The organism is Pseudomonas fluorescens (assembly GCF_902497745.1).
GTDB classification, from domain to species: Bacteria; Pseudomonadota; Gammaproteobacteria; order Pseudomonadales; family Pseudomonadaceae; genus Aquipseudomonas; species Aquipseudomonas fluorescens_BM.
On sequence record NZ_CABVHJ010000031.1, the window covers coordinates 1 to 13049 of the forward strand.

General features: G+C 52.8%; 14 protein-coding genes and 3 pseudogenes. 12 read left to right on the plus strand and 5 right to left on the minus strand.

Annotated features, from left to right (window positions below; all coding sequences use genetic code 11):
* The first annotated feature begins 91 nt into the window (after positions 1-91).
* The gene (locus F8N44_RS29660) at positions 92-424 is read left to right on the plus strand and encodes an inovirus-type Gp2 protein (RefSeq protein WP_150652839.1); all 333 of its coding nucleotides are present in this window, start codon (positions 92-94) and stop codon (positions 422-424) included.
* A pseudogene (locus tag F8N44_RS29665) lies at positions 420-538 on the plus strand (IS5/IS1182 family transposase); the annotation flags it as partial. The gene F8N44_RS29660 and the pseudogene F8N44_RS29665, both read left to right, overlap by 5 nt.
* On the opposite strand, the gene F8N44_RS31475 reads toward F8N44_RS29665, so the two are convergent.
* Positions 535-921 (minus strand): hypothetical protein, encoded by a 387-nt coding sequence (locus F8N44_RS31475; protein WP_191630974.1) that lies wholly within the window; start codon positions 919-921, stop codon positions 535-537. The pseudogene F8N44_RS29665 and the gene F8N44_RS31475 overlap by 4 nt on opposite strands.
* Positions 922-954: 33 nt before the next feature.
* Between F8N44_RS31475 and F8N44_RS31480 the strand changes: the two genes are divergently transcribed.
* From F8N44_RS31480 to F8N44_RS29675, 3 genes are all read left to right on the plus strand, one after another.
* Positions 955-1107, plus strand: coding sequence for a hypothetical protein (locus F8N44_RS31480; RefSeq protein ID WP_191630975.1), 153 nt, complete (start codon positions 955-957; stop codon positions 1105-1107).
* Positions 1108-1137: 30 nt separating this feature from the next.
* Entirely contained in the window at positions 1138-1677 is a 540-nt protein-coding gene (locus F8N44_RS31485) for a hypothetical protein (protein ID WP_191630976.1), read from the plus strand.
* 304 nt (positions 1678-1981) lie between these two features.
* A complete protein-coding gene (locus tag F8N44_RS29675; protein ID WP_150652840.1) occupies positions 1982-2995 on the plus strand; it encodes a hypothetical protein in 1014 nt (337 codons plus the stop codon).
* A 238-nt stretch (positions 2996-3233) separates the two neighbouring features.
* Here the strand turns inward: F8N44_RS29675 and F8N44_RS29680 are convergent, their stop codons facing one another.
* On the minus strand, positions 3234-3371 hold the full coding sequence (locus F8N44_RS29680) for a hypothetical protein (RefSeq protein WP_412071582.1): 138 nt from the start codon (positions 3369-3371) through the stop codon (positions 3234-3236).
* A 92-nt stretch (positions 3372-3463) separates the two neighbouring features.
* Between F8N44_RS29680 and F8N44_RS32340 the strand changes: the two are divergent.
* The 3 genes and pseudogenes from F8N44_RS32340 to F8N44_RS29700 all read left to right on the plus strand — a co-directional run bounded on the left by F8N44_RS32340 (position 3464) and on the right by F8N44_RS29700 (position 6228).
* A pseudogene (locus tag F8N44_RS32340) lies at positions 3464-3947 on the plus strand (inovirus Gp2 family protein).
* A 64-nt stretch (positions 3948-4011) separates the two neighbouring features.
* Positions 4012-5031 (plus strand): IS30 family transposase, encoded by a 1020-nt coding sequence (locus F8N44_RS29695; protein WP_150652842.1) that lies wholly within the window; start codon positions 4012-4014, stop codon positions 5029-5031.
* 741 nt (positions 5032-5772) lie between these two features.
* On the plus strand, positions 5773-6228 hold the full coding sequence (locus F8N44_RS29700; RefSeq protein ID WP_150652843.1) for a hypothetical protein: 456 nt from the start codon (positions 5773-5775) through the stop codon (positions 6226-6228).
* Positions 6229-6551: 323 nt separating this feature from the next.
* Here F8N44_RS29700 and F8N44_RS29705 read toward each other — a convergent pair.
* Positions 6552-6760 (minus strand): annotated as a pseudogene (locus F8N44_RS29705) (IS5/IS1182 family transposase); the annotation flags it as partial.
* A gap of 76 nt (positions 6761-6836) precedes the next feature.
* A complete protein-coding gene (locus F8N44_RS29710) occupies positions 6837-7700 on the minus strand; it encodes a LysR family transcriptional regulator (protein ID WP_150652844.1) in 864 nt (287 codons plus the stop codon).
* 112 nt (positions 7701-7812) lie between these two features.
* Between F8N44_RS29710 and F8N44_RS29715 the strand changes: the two genes are divergently transcribed.
* Entirely contained in the window at positions 7813-8538 is a 726-nt protein-coding gene (locus tag F8N44_RS29715; protein WP_150652845.1) for an SDR family oxidoreductase, read from the plus strand.
* A gap of 469 nt (positions 8539-9007) precedes the next feature.
* Entirely contained in the window at positions 9008-9550 is a 543-nt protein-coding gene (locus F8N44_RS29720; RefSeq protein ID WP_150652846.1) for a DUF4232 domain-containing protein, read from the plus strand.
* Between the two features lie 334 nt (positions 9551-9884).
* Here F8N44_RS29720 and F8N44_RS29725 read toward each other — a convergent pair whose 3' ends face one another.
* Positions 9885-10838 carry a LysR family transcriptional regulator gene (locus F8N44_RS29725; protein WP_150652847.1) on the minus strand — a complete coding sequence of 318 codons (954 nt, stop codon included), beginning with the start codon at positions 10836-10838 and terminating at the stop codon, positions 9885-9887.
* Between the two features lie 130 nt (positions 10839-10968).
* Here F8N44_RS29725 and tssB point away from each other — a divergent pair, with 130 nt between their 5' ends.
* Positions 10969-11472, plus strand: coding sequence for a type VI secretion system contractile sheath small subunit (gene tssB / locus F8N44_RS29730; protein WP_150652848.1), 504 nt, complete (start codon positions 10969-10971; stop codon positions 11470-11472).
* 33 nt (positions 11473-11505) lie between these two features.
* Complete coding sequence (gene tssC, locus F8N44_RS29735) at positions 11506-13044, plus strand: type VI secretion system contractile sheath large subunit (protein ID WP_150652849.1); 1539 nt, start codon at positions 11506-11508, stop codon at positions 13042-13044.
* Positions 13045-13049: the final 5 nt, after the last annotated feature.

Sequence of the window (13049 nt, forward strand, 5' to 3'; positions counted from 1 at the left end):
TGCTCAGCAGGTGCGTCTCAAGCCCATGGGAGCGAAGTGTTTGCGCAAAGGTACGTTGCGCAGGCTATCTGTCTGAGATGGCTACCCACTCATGCTGGGCAAAGGCCCCTTCGTTGAACAGTACTTGGAGAAGTTGTACCAGACGCTGCAATACGCTTTGAATGACTACGCCCGTGTATTTGCCTTCAGGTTTGACCTAAGGCTACCGCATGGCAAGAACCTACCTGGTGATGCGATGACCAATAGGGTCATAGCGCGCTTCAGGGCGTCACTGGAGGCGCAGATCAGTCATGATCGTCAGTGCGCACGCCGTCTGAATAGATCAACCCATGACAGCTGTGTCAGGCCCTTCTGGGTGAGGGAGTGTGGACAAGAAGGCCTGCCTCATTACCACTGCATTGTATTGCTTAATCGTGATGCTTAAGGAACACCGTCGCCTGGGAACACGCTACTGCAAGTTCGCGAAAAGCTTTGCGGCGATGGTCACGCTGGCTTGCTGGCAACGTGTCTACGACATTACTTTTCGTTCAGTGCCTAGGTATAAATGGCTTTGCCCATCTGCTCAAGCCATACGATGTCCTCCCCTTCAGCTATTCTGATAACCAAGAAGTCTTCTGGCTCCAGTCCATCCCGGTTATCCGGGTCGTGCAGCCAACGGTATCGAGCGGCATCACGCTCCAACTTATCCACCTGCTCATCCTCTGCGGTCAGGCGATGTTGCAGTTCGTTTGCCTTCTTCGACCAAGCGCGACGCCTCTTATTTCTGTCCAAGGTCATCGGCGGTATCACGTCCGTGGTCAACACGGTCGAGGTCGTGATCAAGTTGGGCAAGGCCGTGGTCGGGATGGTGGTGGTGGTGGTGGTGGTGGTGGTGGTGGTGGTGGTGACAGATTTTAGGGACTGACGGGCATTATCACCCACGATGTGCGCAGTATCAGCAGCTTGGCCAGCCTTATGACCGGTGACTTCGGGCTCTATGCCAACGGCAATGTCAGCAGTGCACTCACGGCCAGCAAAAAGACCCGGGACGGCAGCACCATGGCGGATTTAATCGCCCAAAACTCGGCCAAGCGCACAACGGTCGATAAGTCCATGGACACCCCCTGACCACCGCCGCGGCGAACCTGGATGCCAGCAGTGGCCAGGCATTCAGTGCAAGGCGTCATGGATGTGCTGGTGGCCGGCATTGCTGACCCTGGCAACGCTATTTCGTTGCTCGGGCTGCTGGCCAGTTACACGCCGTCCACCTTTGGTGGTTCCGGCGTTATCAGCGGCGCCCGCGAGGTCGCCCAGGACGCCACCAGCGCCTTGTTGCGTCGTTCAGCCCTGGCGCCTATCGGTGAGGTGGTGGCGACGTATGTGCCGACTTCCTACGACGAGGCCATGACCACCATGGAGATGGTGACGGGGTTTATCGACGCCGAGTTGCTGGTGGCCGGTGATGACCGCAGCTACAACGCCATGATTGCCCTGCGCCAATCCGTTGTCAGCGCACTCACCACCACCGGTGCGACCATGCCCGCCCTGGAGGCATTCAGCTTTCGGGCGCCGATGCCGGCATTGGTCATGGCCAGTCGGCTGTACCAGGATGCAGGGCGCACGGATGAGCTGATCCAGCAGGCGGACCCGATTCACCCGGCGTTTATGCCGACGCATGTAAAAGCGCTGGTTCGATAATTAGGGCCGTTGAGTGCGTTGTGGGGAGATAAACGGACTAATAATTTGAGATGCCGTGGAGGGTGAATGCTATCGAAAGAGTATTCGATGTCGGTAAGTCGCAAACCTATGTGCAATAGGCGTCGTGGTGAAGGTACTTATGGAAATAAAATTGTTTTCGGGGGCGAACCTGTGCGGACATCATCTGATGTGAAACAGGTGTCAGTTATAGTCGCTCGGCGACGGGGGCATGGCTGTCAGTGTTTCGAAAAGTATTTTCTGACATGTAGGGTAGTAAAATTACTTATCGCAAAGGAGTTGAATGATGGCCAAGCAATTTGTGTGGGATGCTGATAAAGATCAGGTTTATGATAGTTCCTATGGCAGTCAAACGGTGACTTGTAGTAATGGTGTGTCATTTGCAAAACATAATTCCACATTTGTAGCCCAGCAAGCGAATGTGGTATTTAAACAGGTGGCTATGGTGTCTCCGCAACGTACTCCATGGTCTGGAACTAAAAATAGAAATACTATATCTGTATTGTCAGGAGATGTTGCTTTTGATTTTGGTAATTATTCATCTTTCGTTTATTTATACTCCAACAGCACTGCGCCAGGACTGATTGTCACCGGGGGGGGGAGGCTTACTATCAGTAATTTAAGCGGGTTTATCGTTGATGGCGACATTGAGGTAAGTGGTGGTACGCTACATCTTGAAAGTGTAAATTTATTTAGTTGGCCTGAGATGGCAAGCACACTGCTGATCAATAGAGGGGGAACGTTGTCGGTTGATGTATTTGAAAAGAACTCAGCTTGCAAAATTGGTCGTACTGTTGTTGAGGGCGGGAGCATGAGTTTGAGAACCGGGGCTATATATTTTGGTTCTGGGTTAAGGTCAGCTAACTCAACTATTGATTTGCAGTGTGATAATTTTTCGTTGAGTGGGTCTGGAGGCGTGGGCAGTGAATTTGATTATTCCTTTCGTCGCAGTTCAAAAACATCCATAGTGGCAGATAAAAGTGTCGCTCTTTCTGAGGGGGTTAAATTTAGCCTTGCGGATGATGCCAGTCTTTCTATAGCGGGGATTGATCCCGAAGTGTTTTCAGGTCCGGCCAAGTTTAAATTTGATTTCGATACGAAACAGTCAGAGGTGGAGTGTTTGGCGACTTTGGTGTTAGAGCCGGCAAATCCTTTTATGGAGAATTTGATCTGGGCTAATGAATATATTACTATTGATGGATCTCCGGTTTCTAGAGAGGATTCTTGGCGGAAGTTTACAAAAGTCCTAAGTGTAAATCCGAGTACGCAGCAAACAGTTGTGACAATCAAAATGATATAGTAAAAGTTTTCGTAGCGAAGAAACCCCAGTGCTCGTAAGAGCCCTGGGGTTTTTGGCTTTTAAGTCCAACGAACCCACTCTTTCACAAGCTTGAATTCCCCTTTTCAGCAACGGCACATCCGGAATCATGAGCACACAGGCGGGGCAGCAGCGTTCCGTCATGGCCTTGATCTTCGAGGTCACCGGGGGCAGCGTGATAAGCAGATGGCACTTACGACCGCTCGCAAATCTTGGTTGTTCAAGAAGTCGGTGGCTGGATGAGGTGGGCAAACAGATCGCCTTGCGGAAAATCGACACCCGATGACGCCAGGTAGTCGCGTTGTTCGGTCGCTCCCCCACCTTTGGCAACAATGCCGAGATTGAGCTTGGCGATCAATTCGATGATGTTGTCCAGAATATGCGGCGAGCACGCGTCAACGGTAAGCGCTCCATAAAAAACTCCACCAATTTCAGGATGGGGCGATTCAAGTGTCCGCAGTTCGTTTCGATCTACGCTTTCCTGATGACTCTTTGCCCGATTCAGGCAGCACCGTCATCTCCAGGTTTGTCGATTCTTTGACCTTCAGGATCCAGTCAGCTCGAAAGCGCTCAGAGCGCCTGAACGGCTCTGCACATCGAACCAGTGTCCGCTGGTGCTGGGTCAGGGAGATGGGGCGGCAGGGTCGGCCTCACTACCACTTCGTGCTGCTACTTAATCGGGATGCGTACCACACCGTGGGACGCTTTCAATCAGAGAGGGAGAATCTCTACAGCCGTATTCAGGCTGCCTGGGCGAGTGCGTTGGGGGTTACGTTCGGGCTTAGTGCATGTTCCTGCAAACGCTGCATTCCACCTCTCTCAGGATGATTCGGGGGAGATGGATCGATACTTCCATCGGGTCAGTTACCTCTGTAAGGCTGAGACCAAGGATTACGGTAAGCGATGCCGTGCGTTTGGTTGTAGTAGGGGGTAATGCGCCTTGCGTAGGGCTCGGCGGTCTCAAGGACCAAGTGCAACACCTGATGTAAGGTGTTGCCATGCCAACGAAGTACACACATCTCAGCACTGAGGAGCGTGTCGCCATCATGGTGATGCAGCTTCAACATCTTTCTCTGCGAGCTATCGCCGTTTTACTCAGGCGTCATCCCAGTACCATTAGCCGTGAGATCAGGCGGCACAGCCAACTGGGTCGATACGATTCGGCTCACGCCGCCAGCAGGGCTCGAGTGCTACGTCACAAGCCTCGCCGCCAGTCTCGTTTGTGCTCTGGCTCTGAGTTGTTCCAAGTGATCATGGAAATGCTGCGCATTGGCTGGTCACCCCAGCAAATTGCCAGCAGACTACGCAGTATCTGGCCCGATCATCCCGAGCGACATGTGAGTCACGAAACCATCTACCTGGCTATTTATGCCTATCCGCGAGGGGAGCTGAAGCGCCAGCTCATCAGCTACTTGCGCCAAGGTAAGGGCAAGCGCCGCCCGCGAACCCAGAGTGCCACACGTCGAGAGCGCTACCCTGCGGAACTCAGCATTCACCTGCGTCCACCGGAGGTCGAAGATCGCCTTGTTCCTGGGCACTGGGAAAGCGACCTGATCATCGGGGCCAACAATCGCTCTGCTGTCGCTACGATGGTTGAGCGCACTAGTCGTTATGTGATCCTGGCAAAACTCGACGCGCCGACCGCCGATGCAGCAGCTCAAGCCATTACCAGAGAGATGTCGCGGATGGCGCCATCACTGCTGAAAACCATGACGCACGACCAAGGCGGTGAAATGGCCCGTCACGCCGAAATCACGGCCCACACCGGCATGAAGATTTACTTTGCTGATCCGCACAGCCCATGGCAACGCGGCAGTAATGAAAATACCAACGGCTTGCTGCGCCAGTATTTGCCCAAAGGCACTGATCTCTCGCTGGTCACCCAGGAACGGCTGGACGAAATTGCCGACTTGCTGAACACTCGGCCACGCCAGACGCTGGGCTGGAAGTTTCCGGTCGAGGTACTGGTTGATTACCTTCAACTATCCGCGAGCAACAAGCTCGAAACCATCAACTGACTGTTGCACTTGGAACCTGAGACCGCCTGCCCCCCGTGCAATCCTGCACACACACACAGATCCTCACCGTGCCGAAACTGATCAATCAGGGATGTGCCCGTAGCTTTTGTCGCCATCTCCCAGAGCCTCCCTTGGAGTCTGATACTTTCGCGCACTGAGACGTCCAGATCAAAAAAATGAGATGTGGCGAGGAGATATGTTTGGGGGCTCGGGTGATAGTTGGATCAGCTCGTTATTTACCAATTGCCTACGAGTTAGAAAGTCTTACAGGCTGGATGAAAGGGTGTCTTGTTGAGTACGCCTAAAAAATGTCTTTCGTCGATGCGGAAGCCGCCGGAAACGTAAGTAAACCGACGCGAGTCAGTGTGATGTCCTGGCAAAGATTTTACTGGCTTGGGTGAACCTTGTTATTCGAAGAATAAAGGTGGTTGCACAGGTGCAGAGACTTAAAGTTACCTTGTTGATGTTGTTCAAGTGATCGGTTCAGAGTAAGGGTTTGCGCTGCGAGCTATAATTTGATTAAAGCACGCTTGCAATAATTGCGGCCAGTGAAATGCCAAGCTTCTAAGTGCGTTTGGCTCTAATACCCCTCTTGATAGAAGAGAAGAATTTTATACGGAGCAATAAATAAGGAGACATCCTCCCAGCTGATAGATTTAAATATAACAGATGTTATACGATGTGTTTCATGTGTCTTATTAAGAGCGCAGCCTCTTACATTAAACATTGGTGGAGATTGAAATGTGCGATTGTGGCGATGGTAAGTACTCAAATGATGAAATTGTGGAAGAAAATAACTGGGTATTTGATCATGGAAGAACTGGGTATGTTTATTTTCGGAATGATTGGGGGAGTAATATAACTAATCTTACTATTCGTCATAGATCATGCAACTATATAAATTGCACTGATCAGCATATATATAATTCAGTTGCAAGTGGGGAAACAACTACTCCATTTGCATTTGAATACTACACTGGTGAAAACAGTTGCTATGATTATTGGTGGATTGCATTTACTTGTAATGGAGTTACTTACACCGTTAAAGATAATTTTTATTGTTCCGTTTCAAATGATGATGATGGTGATGTTTATCTTGCAATTAGTGGGTCGCAAAAGAAGCTTTTTGTCAATTTTTCAAAAGGCCACAAAGGATCAAACACAGGTTCTAGCGGATGCTATGTTCATATTACTTAGGTTCAGGGCTTATTAATTGATCCCAAAGATGATCGTTACTGCTATGCAGATTGCGGACATGAAAGTATATAAAGCAAAAATTAACTAATATTTTAATCTCTTTGGGGTCCATTCCCCGCCGCTTGCGGCGTAAGTTTCACGGATGAGAGATTTCATGTGAGGGTATCGCCAGCTTAGGGGAGGTCTGAAGTAGTCATGTATTTCTGGCTGACTTAAGCCTCCGCCGTTTTTGAAAACGGCGAATCGATCAAAGGCGATCAGGTCATCCGCTCATTTCTGCATTTTTAGCCGCCGCGAGCATCTCACGGCAGCCATTCCCGACATTACAGGCGCACCTCTCCTGCATTCGTCAGTAAATGTCTGCACGCCATCCACAGATTCGACAGCTCAAACAGCGTCACTAGCTGTGCCGTATTCTTGGCCAGGCCACGGAAACGCGCCTTTACATAACCGAACTGGCACTTGATCGCACCCGGTACTGGGGCTCGACCTTCTCCCTTGCCTGCGCTTTGGCATATTCGATCTTACGTCGCAGACGGCCGATCAAACTCTGTTTTCCTTGGGCACGGGTTGGAGCCAGTCGTATTGAAGAAATTGCGCTGGCCTAATCATGCATGCGCAAGTGTTGGGACAACGGCAGAAAACTGCACTGGCCGATTCGACTGAAAATACTCGTGCAAGGTTCGCAGCGTAGGCAGCTCCAGGGCCTGTCCGGCATAACAGAGGCCGACGCGGCGAGTCGGCATCGGCAGGTGCCAGGCGCGTGTTACCACCCCTTTATGGCCCATAACTAACGATTGCGGCAGCATTGCGACCCCGATACCGGCACAGACCATATTCAGTGCCTGCTTCAATGAGCCGGCATTCCCGGCCACCGCCCCTGGCGAACGGCCGTACAGGGCCATCAAGCGTTGATGGGAGACGTGCTGTGGGCAGGTAATCCAATCGTCAATGGGCGTCCAACGCTGTTCCTGTGAGCCCTGCGCCATGGGGTGTTCGACGGGCAGGGTCATCACGTAGGACTCTTCCCAGAGCGGCAGGAACAATTCGTCCTCGCAGCACAGCTCTTCCACGGCCAGGCGGGCATCGCCCTGGCAACCTTCTTTCAGGGTCAGTAACAAATTCGGCAGCGCTTGATGGGCCATACGTATGAATCCTTCGATGTGACTGTCGGCAATGTCACCTTCCACACCCAGCTCGAGCAGTGCGCGGCTTTCGCCTGCGCGAAACAATCGGCTCAAAGCCATGGCGTCTGCAACCATCCGCCGCGCCTGTGGATACAGCACTCGCGCCTCTTCAGTCACCTCTACGCCCCGTGGCTGGCGGATGAACAGCGTCGTACCCAACTCTTGCTCCAGCTGCTTGATGGTCACCGAGAGCGTCGGCTGGCTGATAAACAAACGCTGCGCCGCCGACGTGATATTGCGCTCCTCAAAGACGGCCAGAAAGGCTTTGAGATGACGGATATCCATAGTTTGTTCCGATGCCAGAGAGAGGAATAAGGCATTTTTCAGCCTTAAAAACAGTAAATATACTGTGGGCCAAGCTTAGTTATTTATTTTTCGTATTTCAGGAGATTCACGCATGACCAAACCACTGATCATCATCACCGGGGCCAGTTCAGGGATTGGCGAAGCAGCGGCGCGGATGCTTTCGGCGGCGGGCCACCCATTGCTGCTGCTCGCCCGGCGCATCGACCGCCTGGATGCACTAGGGCTGCCGAATGCTTTGTGCCGTGGCGTCGACATTACCGACCGTGGTGCCTTGTTGGCGGCTGTCAGCGAAGCTGAAACGCAATTCGGTCCCGCCGACGGGCTGATCAATAACGCTGGAGTGATGCTGCTGGGCGAGATGAGCAAACAGGACCCAGCGCAATGGGAGCAAATGCTCGACGTCAATGTGAAGGGGCTGCTCAATGGTATCCATGCGGTAGTCTCCGGCATGATCGAACGCAAGCGCGGCACTATCATCAATGTCAGCTCAGTGGCCGGGCGCAAGACCTTCCCCAGCCATGTGGCTTACGTAGGCACCAAATTCGCGGTCCATGGTATTTCGGAAAACCTGCGTGAAGAGCTGTCACCGCACGACGTGCGAGTGATCACCATCGCGCCTGGCGCAGTAGAAACCGAGCTGCTCAGCCACACCACCGACGACGCGATCAAAACTGGCTATCAGGCGTGGAAGCAAGACATGGGCGGCACCGTACTCAGTGCCGACGACGTCGCCTCAGCGATTCGTTATGCCTACGAACAGCCGCAAAATGTGTGCATCCGGGAGATCGTGTTGGCGGCAACACGGCAGCAGCCTTGAGTCCAATACCTCGTTGAGCGACAGTTCTTAAATCGCTCTCGGATTATTGTCTTTCACTAAAACACACCCTGTAACGTCTCGACTGTTTGATTCTGGCGTCTCACCTCTCGCCATTGAATATTAGTAAAAGCCTGGCGTGGGCGCGCTGCGCGTCCCTCATACATCAACCGTTTTACGCCGTGCCTTGGGGCGTCGGATCAGGTAGTCCTGAACTGCTTTCGTCAACGGTTTTGGCTTCATCGGGAGCTCCCCGGCAAGAATCGTCGGGGAGGGCTCGCGCCGATGGAGCCCCTGCTCAGGCGGCTCGGGCTCGGGTCCGGTCACAGTTGAGCACTGCCTTGAGCTTTAGAGTGATGGCGTTATCGTTCAGCTTTCTCCCTCTCCCTGCGTGCTACTTTCATGACTTCAGCAAGTTAAAGTCCACCAGATGGCATTCGTCGGCGTTAGGTGGTCTACCGGTGAGAGCAGAATGAAAGGTTTATCGCGTTTATACACCTGGCCGCTGGCGTTCCTGGCCACAGCTATCGTGCTGTCTGCCCCTGTACAGGCCGCGGGGGACCATAAGGGAAGTGTCTGTCAGGTCAGTCAGTTGGATGCCCATTTCGATGACCGGGATGGCGTATTTGACGGCATGTCACAACGTGGCACTTTATTGGTTCTGCGTAACAACGGGCCTCACACCTGTCAGCTTGGCGCACTGCCGACGTTAAGGTTCGAAGGACCTGATGGCCAGCGACTACCGGTTGAGCGCCGTCTCCCGCGAGGAATGCACCCCGGACCGGTATTGCTACCGGTCGCGGTCGCTCCTGGGGTTGAGGTCGCCATGCTGTTGCATTGGGTGTCTGGGGATGTCTATCCGGGGCACAACTGCTTGACCCCGGCGACCGCGGTGCTTGACCTGTCGGAGGAGGCGCTACGTGTGCCATTTGGTCTCCCGATGTGCGCAGCGGTTGGCTCCGCCGAGTTTTTCGACCAGGCCCCGCTGGGGCGTGTAACGGATAAAGTCGAATGAGCGCCGGAAACAGGCGGCTTGAACCGTCCGCCCAGCAGGGGGAGTATCATTGGCTGACAACGCAGCCCACTGGGTGAAAGCGTGATCGTCGCCACTGGGACCGAGAGCGGCTTGATCAACACCTATCCCAATACCGAGTGCGCAACTCATTGCGCATAGTCGCGAGAGGTTATCGGTGTCGGTCGCTTGCTGAGCTGAGCTGGTCCAGTATGGTTGTGATGAAGTCGGCGCTAATCGACGCGCGGTGGGCCTTGCCAGGTTTGGGAGCTTTCGGTCTATCGGCGTGTAAGCGGTGTGAGGCTCGGGTTCAATTCAATCTTGCGTATGCCAAGTGTTAACTTGCCGGGTCGGCAGGAATCGGTTTTTGAGCGAACTCTTGAATCAGAGTGATCGCACGCTGCGCTATTGGAGATAGGGTTTTGCCGGCCACCTGAACGATCGCGTAGTTGAGATAAAATATTTCCTGCGGCAATTCTGGGGTGAGCTGATATTTCAAATCAACGATCACTCCTTCTTTTAGATCATCAGCCAGCCAGTCATTCCACGTGAACAAAAGGTAGTTGCTTTTCAACGTTGCATGGCGCAGCAGGTTGAAGTCATTGCAATTCAAACCAATGGGCAGTGCCGTGTTCTCGGTAAGGTTTAACAGATGGCGGATATGGTTTTCGGTTGTTGCGGTGAGGTTGATAAACGCCCAGGGGTAATTGAGCAATAGAGTCGAGGTGATTGGTTCTTTGTTGTGTACGAGTGGATGGTCAGCGCTACAGAAAATCGATGCAGGTCTGGGGGTTAAGGGCGTAATTGCGAACCTGATGTCATTAGCCCATATATCCGCATTGGCGATAAAAAACTCGAGGTCGCCGTCTACCAAGAGTTGGCATAGGTGTTGCCCATGATTGACCACGATGTCCAGCCTTGCAGCGGGGCTGCGCGACCGTAGAGTGTTCATTACATCGTGAAGAACCCCACTTGAGACCATAAGGCTGGCCCCAAACTTCAGCTCGCCACCTTCTGCGGTGGCTAGGTCGTCTGCCTCAACAGTTAGATTGTCGGCCATATCGAGCAGTGCGCGTGCGCGAACCAGTAGTTGTCTGCCAGCCGCGGTGAGCTGCACAGAACGGGTTGTGCGATCAAATAAGCGTAAATTCAAATCCCTTTCTAGCGCTTGAATACTGCGACTGAAAGCAGTCTGAGAGAGCCTAGCTAGAGTTGCTGCACGTGAAAAACTGAGCTCGTCAGCCAGTATGACCAGGTGCCGAATTCGCTTTAAATCAATTAAGTCGTCCAATGCATTAATCCCTGCTCCAATATGCATTGGACGATTGTACATCCTTTGTGGATACTCTGCCGCCCCACAAAGGGGTGTGCAGCTGTTCGGTGTGATTGAGTGTTCTGTTGCGTAGATAGCATCTGGAGGAATTATGGCTTCAAGTTTTCAAAACGAGGTGCCCAAGGCGCGAGTCAATATCAAACTTGATTTGCATACCGGCGGTGCCCAGAAAAAAATCGAATTACCGTTGAAGTTGATGGTGATGGGAGATTACAGCAACGGCGAAGAGCAGCGGCCGTTGTCTGAAAGAGGCAAGGTGAGCATTAACAAAAACAACTTCGACAGTGTATTGGCCGAGTTTTCTCCGGCTCTGAAATTGGCCGTGGAAAATACCTTGGTCGATGACGGTGCCGACACGGCGGTCGCGTTGAGCTTTCAGAGCATGAAGGACTTCGAGCCGGAGCAGGTAGCGCGACAAATCCCGCAACTGCGGGCCTTGTTGGCCATGCGCAATTTGCTACGCGATCTCAAATCCAACCTGTTGGACAACGCGACCTTTCGCCAAGAGTTGGAACGCATCCTCAAAGATGATGCGCTGAGTAACGAGTTGCGAAATGAATTAGCCGCTTTGGCGCCCCAAGAAGATCGTTAATTACCGCTGGTTTGGTAAAAGGAATTTTGCATCATGTCCGTAGAGCAATCCGCCGCACCCTCCCAGGGTGCTTCAGTGTTGGCTGAAGATAGTCAAAGTGTCTATAGCGCTTTATTCGCCAAAATTAACCTCAGCCCAGTTAATGCGTTGGGGGGAGTTGAGGCTTTTCAGGACGCCGAAGCACTGTCCGAAGTGTCTGCGGATGAGCGCGTTACTGCGGCCGTGAGTGTGTTCTTGAGCCTGTTGAAACAATCGTCACAGAAAGTCGAGCGTTTGGACAAAACACTGCTGGATGAACACATTGCGTCATTGGATGAGCAAATCAGCCGTCAACTTGATGCGGTCATGCATCATTCCGATTTTCAGCGTGTGGAGTCCACCTGGCGTGGTGTGAAGTCGTTGATTGATCAAACCGATTTTCGCCAGAACGTTCGTATTGAGCTGTTGGATATTAGTAAAGAGCACTTGGTGCAAGATTTCGAAGATGCACCGGAAATCGCTCAAAGTGGTCTGTATCTGCACACCTATACCCAAGAGTACGACACCCCGGGCGGCGAGCCGATTGCAGCGGCTATTTCTAACTACGAGTTTGACCGCAGTCCGCAAGATATTGCCCTGCTGCGCAATCTTTCAAAAGTAGCGGCGGCGGCCCATATGCCATTCATTGGTGCTGTTGGTCCGGCTTTTTTTGGCAAGGAGTCGATGGAAGAAGTCGCTGCCATCAAAGATATTGGCAACTACTTTGACCGTGCCGAATACATTAAATGGAAGGCGTTCCGCGACAGCGACGATTCCCGTTACATCGGCTTGCTGATGCCTCGTGTGTTAGGGCGCCTGCCTTATGGCCCAGACACCATTCCGGTGCGCAGCTTCAATTACGTTGAAAACGTCAAAGGCCCGGATCACGACAAATACCTGTGGACCAATGCCTCGTTCGCCTTCGCTGCCAACATGGTCAAGAGCTTCATCGCCAACGGTTGGTGCGTACAGATTCGTGGGCCGCAGTCGGGCGGTGCGGTGACCGATCTGCCTATTCACCTGTACGACCTGGGCACAGGCAATCAGGTGAAAATCCCCTCCGAAGTGATGATTCCAGAGACTCGGGAATTTGAATTCGCCAATCTCGGCTTCATTCCGTTGTCGTACTACAAAAACCGCGACTACGCGTGTTTCTTTTCGGCCAACTCGGCCCAAAAGCCGGCGCTGTATGACACGGCCGATGCCACCGCAAACAGTCGAGTCAATTCGCGTCTGCCATACATCTTTTTGCTGTCGCGAATTGCCCATTACTTGAAGCTCATCCAGCGCGAAAACATCGGGACGACCAAGGACCGCCGTGTGCTGGAGCTGGAGTTGAACCGGTGGGTGGGTGGCCTGGTTACCGAAATGACCGATCCGGGCGACAACCTGCAAGCCTCCCACCCGCTGCGCGAGGCGAAGGTCACGGTAGAAGACATCGAGGACAACCCCGGCTTCTTCCGCGTCAAGCTGTACGCCGTGCCGCACTTTCAGGTTGAAGGTATGGACATCAACTTGTCGCTGGTTTCGCAGATGCCTAAAGCAAAAGCTTAAGCCAC